This is a genomic window from Sphingomonas sp. AAP5 (assembly GCF_004354345.1).
GTDB classification, from domain to species: Bacteria; Pseudomonadota; Alphaproteobacteria; order Sphingomonadales; family Sphingomonadaceae; genus Sphingomonas; species Sphingomonas glacialis.
The window spans coordinates 1,111,977-1,134,128 of the sequence record NZ_CP037913.1 but is presented as its reverse complement, the minus strand read 5'-3'; the positions used below and the strand labels follow the sequence as shown (position 1 = coordinate 1,134,128).

Genomic DNA, 22,152 nt, shown 5'->3' with positions numbered 1-22,152 from the left:
CGTCCTGTTGCGGGGTCCGTACTCGGGCCCGGTTCGCTGACGCTTGTGCCGCGTGGCCCCGGAAAACGCCACCCTCGCATCGCGAGGGTGGCACCGGTTGCTAGAAGGAGATTCGCGCCCCCGCCGAATAGCGTGGATCCTGCTTGGTCACGAACGTGACATTGCGGTCCGAGCGGAGATGGCCGCTGCGATTCTCGCTGTTGACGTTGATCCCCTCGACGAACACCGAGATGTTCTTGGTGATCGCGTAGCTCGCGCTGACGTCGAGCTGGCCGTAGGTATTGATGTAGGTCGGGTTGACGCCGGCCCCCGCCAAATACCCCTTGCGCCAGTTATACGCGGCGCGCGCCTGCAGCCCGTTCTTGTCGTAGAACAGCACTGCGTTGGCGCTGTCCGAAAGACCCGTGATCGCGAACTGCGAAGCGCTCGACGGCAGGCGGTTGTTATAGTTCTGATTGCCGCGAACGATCGTGTAATTGAGGATCGTACCAAACCCGGTGTTCCAGAAATTATGCTGGATCGCGAATTCGAAGCCATCCACACTGGCGGTCTGCGCGCTGTTGAATGGCGTCGTAATCACGAAGTTGATCAGCGGATCGTTCGCCTGCGCGACGATCGTCCCGTTGACCACGCCGCCCGGATAATTGGTGCCGATATAGTCGCGGATTTGCTGGAAACTCGCATTCGCCCCCAAAGCATTGAGCGCGGCCTGATAGCGCGGTCCGTTCTGCGTCACGCCATTGAACGTCGTCGTCGGCGAGGTGATACCCGGGATCGTCTGGTTGACCACGGTGTTGCCGATATAGTTCGACACGTTCTTATGGAAATAGCCGACCGAGACGTAGCTCTCCTTGGTATAATACCATTCTGCCGACAGATCGATGTTCTTCGATTTGTACGGGATCAGATTAGGATTGCCGACCGAACCGAAACCGCCGCCGACACGGAACAGCGTGTCGAGCCGCCGACCGCCCTGCAGGCTGCCATAGTCCGCACGAGTGATGGTGTGGCTGTACGACGCCCGCAGCTTGATCGTGTCGGTCGGCTCGATGTCGAAATCGACCGACGGCAGCCAGTTTTGATAACTGCCTTTGTAAGTGGTGGTGGTCGTCCCGTTTATCAGGATGTTGAACTCGTTCTGCGAGTTCTGCCGCGCGCCCGATGGGTTCGGCACGAGCGCGGTCGCGCTGACGTCGGTCGTTTCGTAGCGCACGCCACCGATGATGTGGCCGGGCACCGAGAACACGTCGAACTTGCCGTTGAACTGGAAGTACGGCGCAATCGTCTTCTCGCGGACGCGCGAATCGGTGGTGTACGGGAGCAGGCACTGGCCGGCCCCGCCACAGATCTTGTACGCCTGGTCGAGCAGCTTGACGACGCTCGGCAGGTCGAACGTGTAGAACGACTTGACGATGTCCGCAGAATTCGCGCCGCTGATCCCGGAGAACTTGTCGGGAATGCTGGTCAGCGTGAACAAGCTGTCGGGCAGCAATGCCGCCGCCGCCGCGCGTTGCGCCGCGCTGTCGCCGCCGGTTCCGCCCCACGTGTCGTTCTGCAACACGCTATAGGCCGAGCGGACCTTGTTGTCGGTGTATTGCACGCCCCAGTCGAGGCTTTCGAGGAAGCCGTGGCTGTGATCGTAATGCCCCTTCAGCTGGATCTGGTTGATCTCGTCGCGGAAGTAGGAATTGCGGAAGGCGTTGCCGGTCGGGACGATGTTCGCGGCATTGAGCGGATCGATGCCCGAATACATGTTGTACGAGATGACAGGCAGCTGGTTCTGGAAGTTGATCGTCTGGTTCTGGACACCGAACACCGCGGTGCCGACCGAGTTGCTGTTGCCGTACGGGCTGTTGGGCTTCGACGTCGCGGTCGAGTGATTGACGTCGAGCACGACGGTGACCCCGCCCGGCCCCTTCCAAGTGAGGTTGCCGCCGATCGCCTTGTTCTCGCTGCGCGCCGACGTCTGCGACGCCGAATACGCCAGATCCTTGGTCTCGCCCGCGCCGAACCGCTCGGTGTAGAAGTTCGGGCCCGCGACAGGGCCGTTGGTCCACGAGCTCGACGTGTCGTTGTGGTTGTACCAGATGCCGACGCTGTTATCGCGAATGTCCACGGTGTTGCGCGAATAGGTATAGTCGAACGTCGCGGTCAGGGTGTCGGTCGGCTTGAACTGGAGAACCGCCTGCCCGTTGATGCGCTGGCGCTTGCCGTTGACGACGTCGTAGCCCGCGTTCTGCGGCACCTGATAGACGTCGGTCGCGCCCGGGCGATTGGCGATGTTGGCGGCGCGCGGGTCGCCTGGTTGCGCGAGCGAACCCCAATTGTTCTCGGCACCGAGATAGCCATCGCGGAAGCCGACATTGGCCTGGTTCGCGCTGAAGCGCCGCTCCTGGAACGAACCGAGGATGAGCACGCCGATACGATCGTCGGCGAAGGTGTCGGAGAAGATGCCCGAAACTTCGGGCGTCACGTCCTTGCCGCCATTCTGCGACGTGTCGACCACACCGCGCGCCGACAGCGAGCCGCGCATCCCGGGCTTGTCGAAGGGACGCGGGGTGCGAATGTTGATCGTCGAACCGATGCCGCCCGACGGAACGCTTGCGCGGCCCGACTTGTAGACTTCGAGCGCGGCGACGCCCTCCGAAGCGAGATTCGCGAAATCGAACGAGCGCGAGACCGGTGCGCTGTTGCCGTCGCCGATCGTCGAGGTCGCGAGCTGGCGGCCGTTAAGCGTGACGAGATTGTACTCGGGGCCGAAGCCGCGGACGGTGACGAACTGGCCTTCGCCGTTCGAACGGTCGATCGACACGCCAGTGATGCGCTGGAGCGATTCGGCCAGGTTGGTGTCGGGGAACTTGCCGATATCCTCGGCCGAGATCGCGTCGACAATGCCCTGCGCGTTGCGCTTGAGGTTGATCGAGCTGCGGAGCGAGGCGCGGATGCCGGTGACGACGATATCGCCGCTCGCATCGGTCCCGTCTGCGGTCGCGGTGCTCTGCGTCGTCGCGGTGCCGGTCGGCGCGTCCTGCGTGGTCGACGGACCGGTGTTGCCCATCGTCGATGCCGCGTCCTGCGCAACGGCCATCATCGGATAGCCCGCGAGCGCGAGCGTCGATACGCCAAGCGCCAAACGCGTCGCCAAACGGCTGCTAAAGCCCCCCATCATCATCCTCCCTGAGTAGCGGCGCGTTACCCCTGCGCCCTCTTGATTTGAGAACGTTCACTTGTTCCGCAGCAAGGCGATTGTCAAGTCGACGAACTGGCGGAAACGGGTGGTTGTGAACGTTCCCGGGATGTGCTGTCTAGGCACTGCAGGCGGCGGCACTGCCACGCGGGGTAGCCCGCGTCGGCGAGGGCAGCGCGCCAAGATCTGGGAGGATTTCTGAAATGGCGAAGACGATTCACCGCTGGCTGCTGGGCGCAACGCTGCTTTCCGGCATCGCCTGCACGTCGCCCGTCGTCGCGCGCCAATCGCCCGCGAAAGCTGCGGCGCAGGACGCGCGCGCGCGTGCGGCGGCGATCGTTGCCAAAATGACACTCGACGAGAAAATCGCGCTCGTTCACGGACTCTTCCCGCCAATGGCCAAGGGCAAGACGCCAAACGAGCTGATTCCGTCGGCCGGCCATATCGATGGCATTCCGCATCTGGGTGTTCCGCTGATTCGCGAAAGCGACGCCTCGCTTGGCGTCGCCAACCAGATCGAACAGCGCAAGGGCGACGTCGCGACCGCCCTCCCCTCGAGCCTGGCGACCGCGGCCACCTTCGATCCGGCGATCGCGCGGGCCGGCGGCGCGATGATCGGCGCCGAAGCGCGCGCCAAGCGCTTCACCGTGCTGCTTGCAGGCGGGGTCAATCTGACACGCGATCCGTGGAACGGCCGCAACTTCGAATATCTCGGCGAGGATCCGCTGCTTTCGGGCATGCTCGCGGGCGCCCACATCGCTGGCGTCCAGTCGAACCACATCGTTTCGACGGTCAAGCATTTCGCCCTCAATTCGCAGGAAACCGGCCGGACCGTCGTCGACGCCAGGATTGGCGAGGCGGCGCTGCGGATGAGCGACTTGCTCGCCTTCCAGATCGCGATCGAGACGGGCAAGCCCGGCTCGGTGATGTGCGCGTACAACAAGGTCAATGGCGACTGGGCGTGCGAGAATGCGCATCTGATGAACGACGTGCTCAAGCGCGACTGGGGCTATCGCGGCTGGGTGATGAGCGATTGGGGCGCGGTGCATTCGACCGCCAAGGCGGCGAACGCCGGGCTCGATCAGGAATCCGGGCAGGAACTCGATCGCGCCATCTATTTCGGTGATCCGCTCAAGACCGATATCGCCGCCGGCCGCGTGCCGATGGCCCGGCTCGACGACATGGTGATCCGCTATCTGACCGGGCTGATCGAGACCGGCGCCTATGATGCGCCCGCCGATACCGCGCAGCCGATCTCGTACGACGCGCATGCCGAAGTCGCACAGCGCGCCGCCGAAGCCGGGATCGTCCTGCTCAAGAACGAGGGCAACCTCCTGCCGCTTTCCCGCACCGCGAAGCGCGTCGTGCTGATCGGCGGGCGTGCCGATGTCGGCGTCCTGTCGGGCGGAGGATCGAGCCAGGTGCGTTCGGTCGGCGGCGCGCCGGTCGAGATCCCGCTCACCAGCGGTGCCGCGTCGTCGTTTGCGCGCATCACCTGGCACGCCTCCTCGCCGCTGCTCGCGATCCGCGCGGCGATGCCGCAAGCGCAGGTCACGTGGATCGATGGCCGCGACCCGGTCGCCGCCGCTGCCGCCGCCAAGGCTGCCGACGTCGCAATCGTGTTCGCGACGCAATGGGCGACCGAGGCGCAGGACGTCGCCGACCTGTCGCTGCCCGACCGGCAGGACGACGTGATCGCCGCGGTCGCCGCCGCGCAGCCCAGGACGATCGCGGTGATGGAGACCGGCGGCCCCGTGCTGATGCCGTGGTTGTCGGCGGTGCCAGCAGTCGTCCAGGCCTGGTATCCCGGCCAGCGTGGCGGCCCCGCCATCGCCAACATCCTTACCGGTCGCGTCAATCCATCGGGTCGCTTGCCGATCACCTTCCCCGCCAGTGCAAGCCAGGCACCGCGCGCCGCTCCCGTCGGGCTCGACCGCCTGACGAGCGCCGAGGCGCAGGCCGCCGCAGACCCCGGCCATGCCAGCGACCATCAACTGGCGAGCTTCCCGATCGACTACACCGAAGGTGCCGATGTCGGGTATCGCTGGTACGAAAAGACGCGGGCCACGCCGCTCTTCGCGTTCGGATACGGGCTCAGCTACACGCGCTTCGCCTATCGCAACCCGGTGGTGACGGGCGGCGCCACGCTCAGCATCAGCTTCGAGGTCGTCAATACCGGACGAGTCGCGGGCGCCGACGTGCCGCAGATGTACGTTACGCGCGACGGCACCGCGGTGCCGATGCGGCTCGCGGCATTCCAGCGCGTGACGCTGAAGCCGGGCGAGGCAAAGCGCGTCACGCTCGTCGCCGAGCCGCGGATCCTCGCGGATTACGATCCGGCGCTGCCCGGCTGGCGGGTCGCGGGTGGCCGCTACCGGGTGGCACTGGCGCATGATGCGACCGATCGCGCGCTTGTTTCGACCGCGAACGTGACCGCGGCGACGATGAAACCCTAACCGACCGACAGAAAAGCGGTGACCGTCAGCCTCCCGTCCGCGGGATCGCCCGACAGCAATGCGTCGGGCGCGATCGCGCCGCTGTGGAGCAGATAGCTCGGGTAGACGAGCGCGCGGTTGTAGCGCGCCTCGATTTCGAGGGTGCGCTCGAACAGCGGCGTGTCGCCCGTGACATAGCGCGCGGGCGGCACGCCGCCGTGGCGGAGCTCGGCCTCGAGCTGGCCGAAGAAGATCGGTGCGCGTTCGTCGTCGATCGTCTCGAACCCGGTCGAGCGATGCCGGAAGAAGGCGGTTCCGTCGGCATGGTGCGGGGCGAGATAGTGGACCAGCGCGATCCGGTCGGCGCCGAACGCGTCGCAATGCGGCAAGCGCTGGCGGATATCGAGCGCTGCGGGCGGCGTCGTGACGATCGAGAAGCTCGCGTCGATCAGGTCGACCGCACCGCCGCGCCCGAGCACCGGGCCGAGCACGCCCGCCAACACCGCGAGGTGCGTGGGCACATACGCCGGCGGAAGCGCCGCGCGGATACCCGGGTAATGCTGCGCGGCAGGACCAAAGCTCGCCGCGATCGCGGCCGCGCGCAACGCATCAGGCTCGGCGGAAAAGCCGTCGATCACCACCACCGGCTGCGCCTCGCGCCCGACGCGGTGGACGGTGATCGCGGGTTCGCTCACGGTGCGCGCCAGTAGCGGACGTAGTCGACCGACATGCGCTGCGGCAGCGCGGCATCGTCGATCCCCTTGACCCCGCCCCAATCGCCACCGACCGCGAGATTGAGGATCAGCCGATACGGCACGGTGAACGGCCAGGCGGCATGTCCGCCCGGCTGATCGTCGACAACGCGCATATAGCCATGGCCGTCGACGCCGATCGTGATCGAATGGGGCTGCCAGTCGAGTTGATACCGATGATAGGCGGAGCACGCACTGGCAATGCGGGTTTCGGCGCCGCGCTGCGTACCGCGTACATGGTTGAACGCCCCGCTATGCACCGTGGCATGCACCACGCGTGGCTGCCAGCCGACCATCTCCATCAGGTCGATCTCCCCCATGTCGGGCCACGTTCCGCTCTGTGGCAGCAACCAGATCGCGGGCCAGGTGCCGCGCCCGCACGGCAGCTTGGCGCGCACTTCGTAAAAACCGTAGCCGAGCGACTCGCGGCTGACGAGCTTGGCCGAGCTGTATGCCTGCCCACCCCAGTCGGGCTCGGCGCGCAGCGCCTCACGCCGCGCCTCGATCACCAGCGCCCCGTGCTCGATCCGCGCATTCTCGCGCCGGTCGGCGGCGTAATATTGCTTCTCGTGATTGGCCCAGCCTTGCGTGTTGCGCTCGGTGTCGAAACGCCAGCGGGTCTGGTCGATCTTTTGGTTGAACTCGTCCGCCCAGACCGGCGGCGCCACGCGCGCGCGCATCGGCACGTCGACCGAATAGTTGGTCGCGGCCAGGCTGACCGCCTGTGCCAGCAGGATCGCTACAGCCGTCATCGTGTCACCTCGTCCAGCACAGATCGAGCTCCCGTCGTCGTGTCTGCAAGCCCTTTAAAGCGCGGAGGCGACTGAAACCAGCGCAGCGGCGAGGGTCACGCGCGCGCGACTAAGCGTCGGATGCGAAAACGCCGTAGCGCTCGCGCCAGGCGACGACTTCGTCGTGGAGTTCGGCAGGCGCGGGGTCGCCCGAGAGGACGAAGCCGGCAATTTCGGCCTCGGGGTGCATCAACATCTTCTCGGACCCGTCGCTGAACCAGACGGGGACCAACCGATCGCACACGCTGTCGAGCACCGCGGCGGCCATGCCGTTTTCGATCGCCTTGCTCCCCTCGAGCGCGCGGACGGTGATCGACACGCCTTCGAGGCAGTTTTGCGGGTGCTGGACGAAGGTGAGCGAGACGAGCAGGCCCGATCGGTCGGGCCGCGCGTCCTCGGGCATGCGCGCGACGCGCCGCCACGCGCAGAACCAGGTGCGGCAGATGCGGGGGCGTACGGCGTGGATGCCGCATCCTTGCGTCGTAAGGTGAACGCACGGCGTACCCGCGGGCTTTGCGAACTCGGGCGTGTTGACCGTGAGAACGGTGCAACACGCGGTGCAATCGCCACACGCGCGGTCGGCGAGGACCGGGCCGAGCAACGTGGTTTCCAAGTCGGGGTCTGTCTCCACACGGCGGGAGTGCCGCACGACGGCGTACGCCGTCAACCATCGTCGGTCGGCGAGGATCTATTCCGCAAAGCGGTGCGCGCAGCTTGAGCGGGCGTCGGCAATTGCGCGCGTCCGTCCTCCGCCCGGGTACGCGCGCGCGCGCGGGGCCAGGGCGGCAGGGCTAGCGTTCGCCGAACAGCTCGCGCTGTGTCTTTTCGAGCTCCTCGGCATAGCGCCGCCGGACGAACGATTCCGAGAGGATGCCGAGCACCGCGCGATCGTCGTCGAGGACGGCGAGTTCGTCGGCGCCCGATGCGTCGAAGCGCCGCATCACCTCGGCAATGTCCATTCCCGGCGTCAGCGCCGCGTCGACGTTGATCGCGAGCTGGCCGACCGCGGCGTGGGTATCGAGGCCCTCGGCATAGGCTGCCGGCGTCTGGACGATGCCGGCGTAATGCGTCGCGCCATCGACCAGCACGGTACGGCTCGACGATCCGAGCGGGACATGGCTGCGGAACGTGCCAAGCGGCGTGTCCGCCGCCACCACCGCGACGCCGCGCCGCATCATCTGCCCCGCGGTCAAGGTCTTGACCCACCCGACGTCGCGCGCGCTCTTGATCGTCTCGCCGCGCAGATGCAGCCGCCAGGTCGAGAAGCTGTAGCCGAACGTCTCGCGCACGATCGTCGAGGAGACCAGCGCAGCCGCCAGCACCGCGCCGGTCAGCGCGAAATCCTGCGTCGCCTGCAGCACGACCATGGCCATCGTCATCGGCCCGCCGACCACCGCGACCGCGAGCGCTGCCATCCCGACGAGCGCGGCATTGCGCGGATCGACGACATCGTGACCGATCGCCAGCGCCAATCCACCTGCGAACAGATGACCGACCAGCGTGCCGAGAAACAGCGACGCGAAGAACAGCCCACCGCGGAAACCGAAGCCGAGCGACACGATCGACGCCGCGCATTTCACCAGCAACACCATCAGGATGAGCGTCAGCGGCGCACCGAGCGCGAGATCGGCATGGAGCGCGCCATGCCCCGCCGACAACGCCTGCGGCGAGAGCATCGCGATCGGGATCAGCAACAGGCCGCCGATCGCCGGCCGTGCCCAATCGAACAGCGGCAAGCGCCGCGTGCCCGCCTCGACCAAAGCCACCGCGCGCATCAGCACGATCCCGAGCCCCGCGCAGATCGCGCCGAGCCCGGCATAGATGAGGTAATGATGCGTCTCGGTCGGCATCGTCGCAGCGTCGATGACATAGGGCTGCGCGCCCAGGCCTTGCGCGACCAAGGTGCCCGCGAGCGCCGCCGCGACCACCGGCGCGAGCGCCGACGGCGTGTACGCACCGATCACGATCTCGAACGCGTAGAAGGCGCCGGCCAGCGGCGCCCCGAACGCGGCGCCGATCGCCGCCCCCGTGCCAGCGCCGACAAGATTACGCAGATCGGCACGCCGCAGATTGAACGCCCCGCCCGCGAGCGACGCCAGCGCGCCGCCGAGCTGGGCGTAAGCCGCCTCGAGCCCGACCGACGCACCAAATCCGTTCGAAATCACCGTCTGGCCCGAAATCACCAGGCTGTCGCCGAGCGTCATCCGCCCGCCATGGAGCGCATTCGCCTCGACCGCGTCGACCAACCGCCGCCGCCGCGCGCGCACGCCCCAGGAAAAGGCCGCGAGCACCAGCCCGCCGACCGGAAGCACCAGCAACGCAGCCAGCGGCAGGGACGGTACGGCGCTGAGCCGCTGGCCCGGCGGCAGCCCGAACAGGATCCGCTGGATCGTCCGCGCCATCGTCCCCTGGACGACGCTCAGCAGACCGGCCCCCGCCCCCACGATCGTCGCGAGTACGATGAACATCGCTTCGCTCGCGCGCACGCGGCGGCGAAACCATTTCAAGAGGGCTACGGCGCGCAGGGGATGTCCTTATCGACGGGATCGACCCGCGCCGACGGCCTGCGCCGTCGCGGGTCGATCAGGCTTAGCGCTTCAGGCGCGGGATGCCGATGAAGTCGCGCTTACCAAGCTTGACGCCCTGCGCGCGCAGGATGGCGTACGCGGTAGTGGCATGAAAATAGAAGTTCGGCTGCGAGAAGGAGAGCAGGAAATTGGCGCCCGTGAACGGCATCCGCGTCTCGCCGAACGCGAACTCGGTATCGCTGTCGGCCAGCGCATCGAACTCCGCACGGTCGATCGCCTTGAGGCTCGCGATGGCGTCCTGCACGACGCCGTGCAGGCTCGCAAAGTCGGTCGGCCAGGGCTTCATATCCGGGGAGAAAGTGCCCGCGCGGACGCCGTCGATCCCGCCGATCGAATGCGCCGCGCACGACTTAACCTGATAGCCGAACGGCAGCATGTCGGGCGCGAGGCGGGCATCGATCAGCTCGGCCTCGGACGTCCCCTGCTCGGCACAGAACGCCGCGGCCTTGTCGAGCAGCGCGTCGATCGCCCCGAGGATCTGAAGGTTGGACGGCACCACGGCATCGTATAGCGAAAAGGTCATCGTCCGGCTCCCATTGCGGTCGGCGCCTTATGCAGCGTCGGGCGCTGCGGGTCCACGTCCGTTCTTGACCCGGTTCAACCTCTTATAATGGCAGGCCAACGTAATTCTCCGCGACCGCCGTCTGCATCGCGGTCGAGCTGGCGAGGTAAGCGAGTTCGGCCGATTGCATGCGGTGTTCGAACGGGCCGTCCTCGGGGAAGCGGTGCATCAGCTTGGTCAGGAACCAGCTGAAGCGCTCGGCCTTCCAGATCCGTGCCAGCGCCTTGGCCTGATAGCCGTCGAGCCCGCTATCGTCGCCGCGGCGGTAATGCGCGATCATCGCCTGGCTGAGATAGGCGACGTCGGACGCCGCGAGGTTGAGCCCCTTCGCCCCGGTCGGCGGCACGATGTGCGCGGAATCGCCTGCCAGAAACAGCCGGCCGTAGCGCATCGTCTCGAACACATAGGAGCGCAGCGGCGCGATCGACATTTCGAGCGCGGGCCCGCGCGTCACCGGCCCGGCGGCGAGCGGCGCGAAACGCGCCTCGAGCTCGTCCCACAACCGCGCCTCGGGCCAGTGCTCGATCCGGTCGGTCAGCGGCACCTGGATGTAATAGCGGCTGCGCGTCGGCGAGCGCATCGAGGCGAGCGCGAAGCCCTTGGGGCCGTTGGCGTAGATCAGTTCGGGATGGCACGGCGGCACGTCGGCGAGGATGCCGAGCCAGCCGAACGGATAGACGCGTTCGAATTCGCGCCGCTCGGCCATCGGGATCGCTTTGCGCGACGGGCCGTGAAAGCCGTCGCAGCCGGCGATGAAATCGGCCTCGATCCGCTGTTCGACGCCGTCGACGCTGAAGGTCACCGCCGCCCGGTCGTCTGTCAGATCATGCAGCGCGACATCCGAAGCACCATAGACGATCTCGATACCACGCGCCGGCGCCGCATCCATCAGGTCGCGCGTCACCTCGGTCTGGCCGTAGACCGTGACCCGCTTGCCGGTCAGCGCGGCGATGTCGATGCGGATCAGATGTTCGCCATCGGCGAGGTTGAAGCCGTCTTCGACCATCCCCTCGGCGGTCAGTCGCGCGCCGAGCCCGAGCTGGTGGAGCAGATCGGTCGTGCCGCGTTCGAGCACCCCGGCGCGGATTCGCCCGAGAACGTAATCGGGCGTCTGGCGCTCGATCACGATCACATCGATCCCCTCGGCGCGCAGCAGATGCGCGAGCAGCAGCCCGGCAGGCCCCGCGCCGATCACCGCGACCTGCGTGCGGCGCGTGCTCATGCCGCCAGCTGACGCTCGAGCTGGTCGAGAATGCGGTAGCACGGCATCACCTGCGCGACGCTCGCATTGGGCTCGCGCCCCTCGCGGATCGCCGCGACGAATTCGCGGTCCTGCAGCTCGATGCCGTTGCTCGACACCGCCACGCCCGACAGGTCGATCGGCTCCTCGCGCCCCGTCACGAGATCGTCGTAGCGCGCGATCCAGGTGCCGTTGTCGCAGATGTAGCGGAAGAAGGTGCCGAGCGGCCCGTCATTGTTGAAGCTTAGCGACAGCGTACAGATCGCGCCGCTCTCGGCCTTCAGCTGGATCGACATGTCCATCGCGATGCCGAGCTCGGGATGGAGCGGCCCGGCGATCGCATTGGCCTGGACGATCGGCCCCGCCTGATAGGCGAACAGGTCGACGGTGTGCGCGGCGTGGTGCCAGAGCAGATGGTCCGTCCAGCTGCGCGCCTCGCCCTTGGCGTTCATGTTCTTGCGGCGGAAGAAATAGGTCTGCACGTCCATCTGCTGGACCGCGAGGTCGCCCGCGACGATCTTGTCGTGGATGAACTGATGCGACGGGTTGAAGCGCCGCGTATGGCCGACCATCGCGACGAGGCCGGTCTCTTCGGCCTTCGCCAGCACGGATTCACCGTCGGCGAGGCTGTCGCATAAAGGAATCTCGACCTGGACATGCTTGCCCGCCGCCATGCACTGGATTGCCTGCTCAGCATGCATTTGCGTCGGCGTCGCAAGGATCACCGCATCGAGCCCGGGCTGTTCGAGCGCTTCGCTTAGTTCGGTGCAGGCATGGTGCACGCCATATTTGGCGGCGACCGCCTGGGTCGGCTCGAGCCGGCGGCCGACGATCGAAACGACCTCGACTCCGTCGATCTTCTGCAGGGCGTCGAGATGCTTTTCCCCGAAAGCGCCGGCACCGGCGAGGGCGATCTTCATGGCAGTGGCTCCAGAACGATATGGCCGACGGCGGTGTTCGACGCCGGAACGTGATAATGACGGTGCAGTTCGCGCACCTTGGGCCCTAGCGCGCCGCGCATGATGAGCCACATGACGAGTTCGATCCCCTCGCTCCCTGCTTCGCGCAGATAGTCGATGTGCGGCATGTGCCGCAAAGCGGCCGGGTCGGCGGTGAGCTTGTCGAGGAAGGCGGTGTCCCATGCCTTGTTGATCAGCCCGGCGCGCGGGCCCTGGAGCTGGTGGCTCATCCCGCCGGTGCCCCAGATCTGCACATTCAGATCCTCCGGGTAGCTCGCGACCGCCCGCGCGATCGCCTCGCCGAGCAGCCAGCAGCGGTTGCCCGACGGCGGCGGATAGGTGACGACATTGACCGCGATCGGCACGACCTTGACCGGCCAGGCATCGACCTGCCCGAACATCAGCGACATCGGCACGGTCAGCCCGTGGTCGACCGCCATCGCGTTGATGATCGTCATGTCGAATTCGTCGAGGATGCAGCTCTGCGCGATGTGCCAGGCGAGATCGGCATGGCCCTGCACTTCGGGCACCGGGCGCGGGCCCCAGCCCTCGTCGGCGATCGGAAAGCTCTCGGCACAGCCGATCGCGAAGGTCGGGATGAAGGTCATGTCGAACGCCGAGGCGTGATCGTTATAGACCAGGATCACGACGTCGGGCTTGGTGTCGCGCTCATAGGCCCGCGCGAACTCGTAGCCGGCGAACACCGGCTGCCAATAGGGCTCGTCTGCCTTGCCATTGTCGAGCGCGGCGCCGACCGCGGGGATGTGGCTGGTCGTGATGCCGGCGGTGATGCGGGCCATGTCAGTTCTCCGCCGTCGGTGCGTTGGGGATTTCGGAGGCGATCTCGGCCACCTCGGCGAGCGCTGCCTGCTCGGCATGCGAGCGCAGGCCCTCGGGCGAGCGCCCGCCGCCGAGCATCATCGCGGCATATTCCTCCTGGCTCATGCCGGTCATCGTACCGGCGGCATATTGGAAGCTCTTGCCGTCGGTGGAGAAGATCTTCGCCAGGAAATAGATGTTGCCGCCCGCGTCGAGCATCGCATTGTAATCGCGCGCCAGCACGGCGGCTTTCTGCGCGTCGGTGAGCGGCCAGGCATCGAGATAGGCGCGCTCGTCGGCCTTGAACCTTTCGCGATTTCCGGCCTGCATCAGGCTGAACGCGAACTGGTTGAGGTGAAAACCCTTGCGCGCACGCGCCGCGGTGTAGACGCGCGTGCCGGGGATCGTCTCCAGCTCGGCGAGATAGGCGTGGATGCCGCGTGGTGCCGTCATGCCCTTGCCGCCTCGGCGGCGATCAGGCGGCGGATGATCTGCCGCGCGCGCGTGCCGCCCTCGTCGATATTGTAGGCGTTGAGCTTGAGATCGGGGTTGAGCGCGATCGCGCGCTGCTGCGCCTCGAGGATTTCCTTGTCCTCCAGGAACACGCCGCCCTGCGCGCGCTTGAAGCGCGCGGTGAAGCCGGGATCGTCCTGGTCGAAGCTGCGCGCCATGCCCCAGAAATAGTGCATCGTGCCGTCGCTCTCGGGGGTCATGCAATCGACCACCATCCCGCGCACGCCCTGGTCATGGCTCTCGAGTGTCGCGCCCGCGCCGACCGGCGCGACGCCGACGTCGATCATCACCGAGGAGGGCGCGAGGAATTCGCAGATCTGCCAGCGGTCGACCGGCCCCGGCTGCTTGAGCGCGCCGCGCCAGAAGGGCGGCGCATCGACGCCCGGCATCCAGCGCGCGACATAGGCGCGGTCGCCCTCGACGCGGGTCTGGAGCGGCGCCTCCATCAGTTCGGGCTGGCCGATCGAGCCCGAATGGACGTGCGTCTCGTGCGTCAGGTCCATGAGGTTGTCGATCATCAACCGGTAATCCGCCGCGACATGATAATAGCCGCCGTCGAAGGTCCAGCCCGGCGTCGAGCATGGCCACAGATCGGGGATGAGCGCTTCGTCGGCGCGGGCTTTGTCGCCGACCCACAGCCAGACGAAGCGATGCTTCTCGGCGACGACATAGGTTTCGGCACAGACGCGCGTGTTCACGCGGTCGGTCTTGAGCGGCATTTCCTCGGCGACACCGTCGGGGCCGAGTTTCAGCCCGTGATATTTGCAGCGGATCGAGTCGCCCTCGCGGATCCCCATCGACAGCGGCAGCAAACGATGCGGGCAGGCATCGCGCATCGCCACCACCTGCCGGTCGAGCTTGCGATAGAGCATGATCGGCACGCCGCAAATCGTGCGCGCGAGCGGCGTATGGTCGACTTCGCTGTCCCAGCCGGCGACGTACCAGGCGTTGGTGACCCAGGTGCTCACAGTCCGCGCTCCTTCAATTTGGCATCGAGCCGTGGGAAGACGCGGCGCGCATTGCCCGCAAAGATCGCCGCGCGATCCGCCTCGGGGATGGCGAGCGCGTCGACATAGCGCTTGGTGTCGTCGAAATAGTGCCCGGTCTGCGGATCGATCCCGCGCACCGCGCCGACCATCTCGCTGCCGAACAGGATGTTCTTGCTGTCGATGACTTCGGCCAGCAGGTTCACGCCGGGCTGGTGATAGACGCAGGTGTCGAAGAACACGTTGTTCATAAGATGCGTCGCGAGATCGGGCTGCTTGAGCATGTCGGCGAGCCCGCGATAGCGCCCCCAATGATACGGCACCGCGCCGCCGCCGTGCGGGATGATGAAACGCAACGTGGGGAAATCGCGGAACAGGTCGCCCTGGATCAGCTGCATGAAGGCGATCGTGTCGGCGGCGATGTAATAGGCGCCGGTCGCGTGCATCGCCGGATTGCACGATCCCGAGACGTGAATCATCGCGGGCACGTCGAGCTCGACCATCTTCTCGTAGAAGGGATACCAGAAGCGGTCGGTCAGCGGCGGCGCGGTGAAGTGGCCACCGCCGGGATCGGGATTGAGGTTGCAGCCGATGAAGCCAAGCTCGGTAACGCAGCGCTCGAGTTCGGCGATCGAGCCCGCCATGTCGGCCTGCGGGTTCTGCGGCAGCATGCACACGCCGACGAAGGTTTCCGGGTACAGGTCGCAGACGCGCGCGATCAGGTCGTTCGACACCTGCGCCCATTGCAGCGCGATGCTCTCGTCGCCGACGTGCGGCGCCATCGTCGAGGCGCGCGGGCTGAAGATCGTCATGTCGGCGCCGCGCTCGCGGATCAGCTTGAGCTGGTTCGCCTCGATCGTCGCGCGGATCTCGTCGTCGCTGATAGCGGGGTAGGCCGGGACCGGAGTGCCCGCCTTGAACGCCGCGGTCTGTTCGGCGCGCCAGGCATCATGCTGAGGTGGGGCCGTGGTGTAATGGCCATGGCAGTCGATCACGAGGGTCATGCGGCATATCCGACAGCAGGAGAAAGCCGCGCGTTGAGGAGCGCGAGCGTGGAATCGAGGGTATCGGTGGGGACGACGCCGAGTGCGCCGATCGCGCGCTGGCGCTCGGTGGTGGCACGCGCCATCGCCGCGCCGGTGCCGAGGCCGTCGAGCGTCTTGACGACTTCGGCCATTTCCTCGGCGCGGCGGCCGCCATGGACGATCATCCGTTCGAGATTGTAGGCGCCGCGCTCGGCCCAGGGCCGCGCGCGTTCGCTCGCGTCGAGCGAGGCGAGCACTTCGTCGCGCACCCCGGCAGCCTCGGCGGCGAGCAGGCATTCGGCGGTGAGCGCCTCGAGCCCCTTGACCATCACCGAGCGGATCATCTTGATCGCACTCGCCGCGCCGATGCAATCGCCGACGATGCGGACGTTGGTGAAGCCGATCGTGGTCAATGCTTCGGCGCCCGCTTCGGCATGGGGGCCGGCCACAAGCAGCGGCACCTTGCGGCCGAGCGGATGCACCGGCGCCATCACCGCGACATCGACATAGCGGCCGCCGGCCTGTTCGATCGCCTGCGCGGCGTGGCGCTTGGTTTCGGGGGCGACCGAGTTGAGGTCGCAGAACAGCGCGCCGGGAGCGATCGAACGCGCGGTTTCTTCGGCGGCAGCGCGCGCTTGGTCGGCGGTGACGAGCGACAGGATCACCGCCCTGCCCTCGACCGCCTCGCGGTTGGTCATCACGGCTTCTGCATGCAGCGTGGCGAAGTCCGCTAGTTTGGCGGCGCGCGTCGCGGGATAGGCGAGCTCGCGGTCATATCCCGATGCCGCGAGGCCACCGGCGAAGGCCATCGCCGCCTCTCCAAAACCGATGAAACTGGGATCTTGCGTCGCCATGCAGCCGTGGTGGCAAAGCCGCGCCCGCCCCGCCAATCACAATTGCACGCTGCTATCGGTTTTCCGGAAGTCTCGTTTCTCCGACCGCTGCATGGAGCAGCTGGAGGAAATGCTCCTGCTCGGGCGTGGGCCGCCAATTCTGGCGCACGGTAAGCCCGATCGTCCGAACGGCGTGGTCGATCGGAGCCCCGATCTGAGACAGCACGCCGGTCGCGAGCTCGGGCGCGACCTGGTCGGGCGACAGCAGCGTCAGGAAATCGCTGTCGCGCAGCACGCCGCGGATCACCATCACCGATCCGCATTCGATCGGCGCTTCGGGCACCGCGCCGTCGGTAAACAGGCTCTGCCACAGCGTGCGCAAGGGCGATCCATTCGGGGCGGCGATCCACGGATAGCGCAGCAGGTCGGCGGGTTCGGGCGTGCGGCCGGCGAGCGGATGATCGACACGCCCGACGATCACCAGCCGATCCTCGAACAACGGCGTCTGCTCGAGCCCGGCAGGCGCGACGTCGCGCAAGGCGCCGATCATAACGTCGATCTCGCCATCGAGCAGCGGCTCGACAAGTTCGCGCCACGATCCCTCGCGCACGTCGACAGTAACCCGCGCCTCGCTCCGCGCGAACACCGCGATCGCGTGCGGCAGGACGAGCGCGCGGCACAAGGGCATCGCGCCGATCGCTATCCGCTCGGCAGCCCCCTCTGGCAGCGCCTCGACCAGCCCGGCGGCGAGTTCGAGCACCGCCAGCCGCGCGCCGCGCGCAAGGCGTCGCCCCGCATGCGTCAACGCCACGCCGCGCCCGCGCCGCTCGACCAAAGGCACGCCGTACAGACTTTCGAGATCGCGCACGGCTCGGTGCACCGCCGGCTGCGACTGCCCCTGCTGGAGCGCCGCCGCCGCGAAGCTGCCGGCATTCGCCAAGGCGAGGTACGCGCGCAACTGCGTCGCGGTGATCAGCCGTTCGGGCCGCGCGAACCCCCGCGCCCCGCTGCGCGCACTCGCCCGCGACGCCTCGGCGAGCCGCGCATAGGCGGCGCGGATCCGCACCACCAGCGCAGCGCCGGGGGCGGTCGCGCTCACGCCGTCGGCGCGGCGATCGAGCAAGGCGACGCCGAGCTGCCGCTCGACCTTGGCGATCCCCTGCGTCAGCGCCGGCTGCGACAGATTCTCCGCCTCGGCCGCAAGGCTGATGCTGCCGAGCTCGGTCGCGGTCGCCAAGGCATGAAGGTGCCGGAGATTAAGGTCGAGCGGATCCTGCGCCATACCCTCTCATAGTATAATCTTATGGCCGTGCACGAGATTTGATTTGGGGGTTTCGGCCGCGCCGGGCACTCCGACGCCGCAAGGAGAGTGAGCATGGCCGGACGCGTGGTACGCGAGATTTCGCGAGTGGAGCAGAGCGTGATCGATGGTCTCGCCCATGCCGGCGTGGCGACGGTGCACGAGGCGCAAGGGCGCATCGGCCTGCTCGCGCACTATATGCGGCCGATCTATTCGGGTGCGCGGATCGCCGGATCGGCGGTCACCATCTCGTCGCCGTCGGGCGACAATTGGATGCTCCACGTCGCGATCGAGCAATTGAAGGACGGCGACATCCTCGTTCTCGCGCCGACCTCGCCGTGCGTCGACGGCTATTTCGGCGACCTGCTGGCGACCAGCGCGATGGCACGCGGGTGTCGCGGGCTGGTGATCGACGCGGGCGTGCGCGACGTCCGCGACCTCAAGGAGATGGGCTTCCCGGTCTGGTCGAAGGCGGTGTTCGCGCAAGGCACGATCAAGGCGACGCTCGGTTCGGTCAACGTGCCGATCGTCTGCGCGGGCGCGGCGATCGAGGCGGGCGACGTGATCGTCGCCGATGACGACGGCGTCTGCGTGGTCAAACGCGCCGATGCGCCCGCGGTGCTCGAAGCGGCGCGCAAGCGCGAGGCGAACGAGGAATCGAAGCGCCAGCGGCTCGCGGCGGGCGAGCTCGGGCTCGACATCTACGAAATGCGCGGCAAGCTCGAAGCGCTGGGGTTGCGCTATGAGTGACCCCGCCACTGCGGGCGTGCGCTGCATGTGGATACGCGGCGGCACGTCGAAGGGCGCGTTCTTCCTCGCCGACGACCTGCCCGCAGATCCAGCGGCGCGCGATGCGTTGCTGCTGCGGATCATGGGTTCGCCCGATCCGCGCCAGATCGACGGCATGGGCGGCGCCGATCCGCTGACCTCGAAGGTCGCGGTCGTCTCGAAATCGGCGCGCGAGGGCGTCGACGTCGACTATCTCTTCCTCCAGGTGTTCGTCGACCAGCCGCTCGTCAGCGACAGTCAGAATTGCGGCAACATGCTCGCCGGCGTCGGCCCCTTCGCGGTCGAGCGCGGGCTCGTCACGCCGAGCGGCGACGAAACCCGCGTCGCGATCTTCATGGAGAATACGGAACAGGTCGCCGTGGCCACGCTGCAGACGCCGGACGGCCGCGTGCGCTACGACGGGGATGCCGCGATCAGCGGCGTCCCCGGCACCGCCGCGCCGATCTCGCTCGCGTTTCGCGATACCGCCGGATCGTCGTGCGGCGCGCTGCTGCCGACCGGCAACGGCGTCGACACGATCGACGGCGTGGCGGTCACGCTGATCGACAACGGCATGCCCTGCGTCGTCTTCGCCGCCACCGATGTCGGCGTTACCGGCTATGAAGATCGGGAAACGCTCGACGCGAACGACACGATGAAGACGAAGATCGAGGCGATCCGCTTGAAGGCGGGCCCCCTGATGAACCTCGGCGACGTCACCGAAAAGTCGGTCCCCAAGATGATGCTCGTCGCAGCCCCCAAGGATGGCGGCGCGATCGCGGTGCGCTCGCTCATCCCGCACCGTGTCCATGCCTCGATCGGCGTGCTCGGTGCGGTCAGCGTCGCGACCGCGTGCCTGATCGAGGGCTCGCCCGCCGCCGCGCTCGCCCACGTGCCTGAGGGCAACGCCAAGACGCTCGGCGTCGAGCATCCGAGCGGCGTCACCGAATGCGTCGTGACGATCGACGCCGGCGGCCAGCCGGTCGAGGCGGGCATGCTTCGCACCGCGCGCAAATTGATGGACGGAGAGGTTTTCGCATGAGCCGCACCAAGACCTGGGTCGACCAGCCGAGCACGCCCGCCTACGCCCCGCCCCCCGGCGCGATCGACGCGCACGTCCACGTCTTCGGACCCGAGGCCGACTTCCCGTTCAGCCCCAAGGCGAAATATCACCCCGAAGACGCCACGCCCGAAATGCTGTTCGCGCTCCGTGACCAGCTCGGCTTCGCGCGCAACGTGATCGTCCAGGCGAGCTGCCACGGCACCGACAACGCAGCCACCCTCAACGCGATCGCCAAGTCCGACGGATTAGCGCGCGGCGTTGCAGTGGTCAGCCCCGACATCGACGATGCCGAACTGCAGAGGCTCCACGACGGCGGCATCCGCGGCGTGCGCTTCAACTTCCTCAAGCGCCTCGTCGACGATGCGCCCAAGGACAAGTTCCTCGACATCGCGCGCCGCATCGCCCCGCTCGGCTGGCACGTCGTCGTCTATTTCGAGGCCGATATCCTCGAGGAGCTCGAGCCCTTCCTCGCCGCGATCCCGACGACGATCGTGGTCGATCACCTCGGCCGCCCCGACATCGCGCAGGGCCCCGGCGGCGCCGACATCACGCGCTTCGTGCAGCTGCTCGACGACCACCCCAACATCTGGACCAAAGTGTCGGGCGCCGAACGCCTCTCACCGCAGGGCCCGCCGTTCGACGATTTCGTCGCGGTGATCCGCCCGGTGGTCGAGCGCTTCCCCGACCGCGTGCTGTGGGGCACCGACTGGCCGCACCCCAATATGGAGCATCGCATCCCCGACGACGGCACGCTGGTCGATGTCATCCCGCGAATCGCTCCGACTGCCGAGTTGCAGCGCAAGCTTCTGGTCGACAATCCGATGCGGCTGTATTGGCCCGAGGAATTGAGCTGACCCGCCCGTTGCATTCGGAGCTGCCATGACCTTGCCGACCCGCACGATCGGCCCGTTCACCGTCTCGGCGATCGGGCTCGGCTGCATGAACCTCAGCCATGCTTACGGCGTGCCACCGAGCGCGGAGGACGGCACGCGGTTGCTCAACGCGGCGCTCGATCTCGGCTACACGCTGCTCGACACCGCGGCGCTCTATGGCGGCGGCGAGAACGAGCGGCTGATCGGGCGCGCGGTGATGCATCGCCGCGCCGAATTCACGCTGTCCTCGAAATGCGTGCTCGACTTGGTCGACGGCAAACGCATCCTCGACGCAACGCCAGCCGCGATCACGCGCACGCTCGACGGCGCGCTGGGGCGGCTCGGGACCGACCATATCGACCTCTATTACATGCACCGCCTCGACCGGAAGGTGCCGATCGAGGAGTCGGTCGGCGCGTTGGTGCGGGCGAAGGAAGCGGGCAAGATCGGCGCGATCGGGCTGTCGGAAATGTCCGCGGAGACGATCCGCCGTGCGCACGCGGTCCATCCGATCGGGGCGGTGCAGTCCGAATATTCGCCCGCAGTGCGCAATCCCGAAGTCGCCGTGCTCGATACCTGCGCCGAGCTCGACATCGCGCTCGTCGCTTTCTCGCCGGTGGCGCGTGGGCTGCTCGCGGGCGCGGTCCACGACGACAGCTATGCCGAGGGTGACATCCGCCGCCCGATGCCGCGCTTCGTCGAGCCGCTGCTGTCGCAGAATCTGAAAACCGTCGCGGACTTCGACGCGCTTGCCGCGCAAGCGGGGCTGACACCGGCGCAACTCGCGCTCGGCTGGGTGCTGGCGCAGCGGCCGTTCACCGTGCCGATTCCGGGGACGACCAGTCTGGCGCATCTCGCCGAAAATCTCGCCGCGGCAGAACGCCCGCTCGCCGCCGATCTGGTCGCTGCGGTCGACCGTCTTTTTCCGGCGGGGGCGCTCAAGGGCGCACGCTATCCCGCGGCGATGCAAGCGCAGATCGATACCGAAACCCTGCCGGGCGAAGAGCTCGCGGCCTAGGCAGGGCGTATCCCGGCGGCCGATGATCGCCAGCCGCGCGAATGACCGATTGGCAATCCGTCGCGCCCGAGCTACAACCATGATCGGGAAGCGTTTTCGCGTCCCGATGATCGCGCCGGTGCCCCGCGAGGGGCTTGAATGGGAATGCGGTGCGGGGTTCGCCCCAAATCCGCGGCTGTCCCTGCAACTGTGAGCGGTGAGCGACGGCGTCAGGCTCCACTCAGGAGCAGCCACTGGGATACCGCATCCAGCGATGCGCTCCTGGGAAGGCGATGCCCGAGCTTTGACCCGCAAGCCAGGAGACCTGCCGGCGATAAGGTCGCTCTTGCTTCGGCCCAGGGGATGGCTGCGGCACGGTTCTCCGTCTGAGCGACGAACCTGTGTGGCTGGGGCCGCATCGGTGTGCGCTTGCGGGGGGCTTTCGGCGCCCATCGAAGGCGT

The 22,152-nt window shown here is 67.3% G+C and carries 19 protein-coding genes and 1 riboswitch; of the genes, 5 read left to right on the top strand and 14 right to left on the bottom strand.

Annotation, left to right across the window (positions count from 1 at the left end; all coding sequences use genetic code 11):
- Positions 1–100: 100 nt before the first annotated feature.
- Positions 101–3,172: a TonB-dependent receptor gene (locus tag E2E30_RS05225; RefSeq protein ID WP_206365645.1), complete on the bottom strand. Its 3,072-nt coding sequence runs from the start codon at positions 3,170–3,172 to the stop codon at positions 101–103.
- 218 nt (positions 3,173–3,390) lie between these two features.
- Here E2E30_RS05225 and E2E30_RS05220 point away from each other — a divergent pair, with 218 nt between their 5' ends.
- Positions 3,391–5,643: a beta-glucosidase family protein gene (locus E2E30_RS05220; RefSeq protein ID WP_165954465.1), complete on the top strand. Its 2,253-nt coding sequence runs from the start codon at positions 3,391–3,393 to the stop codon at positions 5,641–5,643.
- On the opposite strand, the gene E2E30_RS05215 is transcribed toward E2E30_RS05220, so the two are convergent.
- The 13 genes from E2E30_RS05215 to E2E30_RS05155 all read right to left on the bottom strand — a co-directional run bounded on the left by E2E30_RS05215 (position 5,640) and on the right by E2E30_RS05155 (position 17,972).
- Positions 5,640–6,317 (bottom strand): DUF6445 family protein, encoded by a 678-nt coding sequence (locus tag E2E30_RS05215; protein WP_240699043.1) that lies wholly within the window; start codon positions 6,315–6,317, stop codon positions 5,640–5,642. The genes E2E30_RS05220 and E2E30_RS05215 overlap by 4 nt on opposite strands.
- Positions 6,314–7,126 carry a glycoside hydrolase family 16 protein gene (locus E2E30_RS05210; RefSeq protein ID WP_133187878.1) on the bottom strand — a complete coding sequence of 271 codons (813 nt, stop codon included), beginning with the start codon at positions 7,124–7,126 and terminating at the stop codon, positions 6,314–6,316. Before E2E30_RS05210 ends, E2E30_RS05215 begins: the two co-directional genes overlap by 4 nt.
- 109 nt (positions 7,127–7,235) lie before the next feature.
- On the bottom strand, positions 7,236–7,796 hold the full coding sequence (locus tag E2E30_RS05205; protein WP_133187876.1) for a YkgJ family cysteine cluster protein: 561 nt from the start codon (positions 7,794–7,796) through the stop codon (positions 7,236–7,238).
- Positions 7,797–7,956: 160 nt separating this feature from the next.
- The gene (locus E2E30_RS05200) at positions 7,957–9,633 is read right to left on the bottom strand and encodes a chloride channel protein (RefSeq protein ID WP_133187874.1); all 1,677 of its coding nucleotides are present in this window, start codon (positions 9,631–9,633) and stop codon (positions 7,957–7,959) included.
- A gap of 121 nt (positions 9,634–9,754) precedes the next feature.
- Positions 9,755–10,276, bottom strand: coding sequence for a DUF1993 domain-containing protein (locus E2E30_RS05195; RefSeq protein ID WP_133187872.1), 522 nt, complete (start codon positions 10,274–10,276; stop codon positions 9,755–9,757).
- 82 nt (positions 10,277–10,358) lie between these two features.
- Positions 10,359–11,537 (bottom strand): 4-hydroxybenzoate 3-monooxygenase, encoded by a 1,179-nt coding sequence (pobA, locus tag E2E30_RS05190; RefSeq protein WP_133187870.1) that lies wholly within the window; start codon positions 11,535–11,537, stop codon positions 10,359–10,361.
- Positions 11,534–12,475 (bottom strand): Gfo/Idh/MocA family oxidoreductase, encoded by a 942-nt coding sequence (locus E2E30_RS05185; protein ID WP_133187868.1) that lies wholly within the window; start codon positions 12,473–12,475, stop codon positions 11,534–11,536. Before E2E30_RS05185 ends, pobA begins: the two co-directional genes overlap by 4 nt.
- Positions 12,472–13,314 (bottom strand): class III extradiol dioxygenase subunit beta, encoded by an 843-nt coding sequence (locus tag E2E30_RS05180; RefSeq protein ID WP_133187866.1) that lies wholly within the window; start codon positions 13,312–13,314, stop codon positions 12,472–12,474. Before E2E30_RS05180 ends, E2E30_RS05185 begins: the two co-directional genes overlap by 4 nt.
- Position 13,315: 1 nt before the next feature.
- Positions 13,316–13,786: a protocatechuate 4,5-dioxygenase subunit alpha gene (ligA, locus tag E2E30_RS05175; RefSeq protein ID WP_133187864.1), complete on the bottom strand. Its 471-nt coding sequence runs from the start codon at positions 13,784–13,786 to the stop codon at positions 13,316–13,318.
- Positions 13,783–14,814, bottom strand: a complete 1,032-nt coding sequence (locus E2E30_RS05170) for an aromatic ring-hydroxylating dioxygenase subunit alpha (protein WP_133187862.1) — start codon at positions 14,812–14,814, stop codon at positions 13,783–13,785. Before E2E30_RS05170 ends, ligA begins: the two co-directional genes overlap by 4 nt.
- Positions 14,811–15,836, bottom strand: a complete 1,026-nt coding sequence (locus tag E2E30_RS05165; protein WP_133187860.1) for an amidohydrolase family protein — start codon at positions 15,834–15,836, stop codon at positions 14,811–14,813. The genes E2E30_RS05170 and E2E30_RS05165 overlap by 4 nt, the downstream gene beginning before the upstream one ends.
- Positions 15,833–16,711 (bottom strand): NAD(P)-dependent oxidoreductase, encoded by an 879-nt coding sequence (locus E2E30_RS05160; RefSeq protein ID WP_133187858.1) that lies wholly within the window; start codon positions 16,709–16,711, stop codon positions 15,833–15,835. Before E2E30_RS05160 ends, E2E30_RS05165 begins: the two co-directional genes overlap by 4 nt.
- Positions 16,712–16,763: 52 nt before the next feature.
- Entirely contained in the window at positions 16,764–17,972 is a 1,209-nt protein-coding gene (locus E2E30_RS05155) for a LysR family transcriptional regulator (protein WP_133187856.1), read from the bottom strand.
- A 93-nt stretch (positions 17,973–18,065) separates the two neighbouring features.
- On the opposite strand from E2E30_RS05155, the gene E2E30_RS05150 reads away from it, so the two are divergent.
- The 4 genes from E2E30_RS05150 to E2E30_RS05135 are packed head-to-tail and all read left to right on the top strand — an operon-like array spanning position 18,066 to position 21,711.
- Complete coding sequence (locus E2E30_RS05150) at positions 18,066–18,740, top strand: 4-carboxy-4-hydroxy-2-oxoadipate aldolase/oxaloacetate decarboxylase (protein ID WP_133187854.1); 675 nt, start codon at positions 18,066–18,068, stop codon at positions 18,738–18,740.
- On the top strand, positions 18,733–19,800 hold the full coding sequence (locus tag E2E30_RS05145; protein ID WP_272482942.1) for a 4-oxalomesaconate tautomerase: 1,068 nt from the start codon (positions 18,733–18,735) through the stop codon (positions 19,798–19,800). The genes E2E30_RS05150 and E2E30_RS05145 overlap by 8 nt, the downstream gene beginning before the upstream one ends.
- Complete coding sequence (locus E2E30_RS05140) at positions 19,797–20,675, top strand: amidohydrolase family protein (protein WP_133187852.1); 879 nt, start codon at positions 19,797–19,799, stop codon at positions 20,673–20,675. Before E2E30_RS05145 ends, E2E30_RS05140 begins: the two co-directional genes overlap by 4 nt.
- Before the next feature lie 25 nt (positions 20,676–20,700).
- Entirely contained in the window at positions 20,701–21,711 is a 1,011-nt protein-coding gene (locus E2E30_RS05135) for an aldo/keto reductase (protein WP_133187850.1), read from the top strand.
- 99 nt (positions 21,712–21,810) lie between these two features.
- Positions 21,811–22,037, top strand: a riboswitch (cobalamin riboswitch).
- Positions 22,038–22,152: the final 115 nt, after the last annotated feature.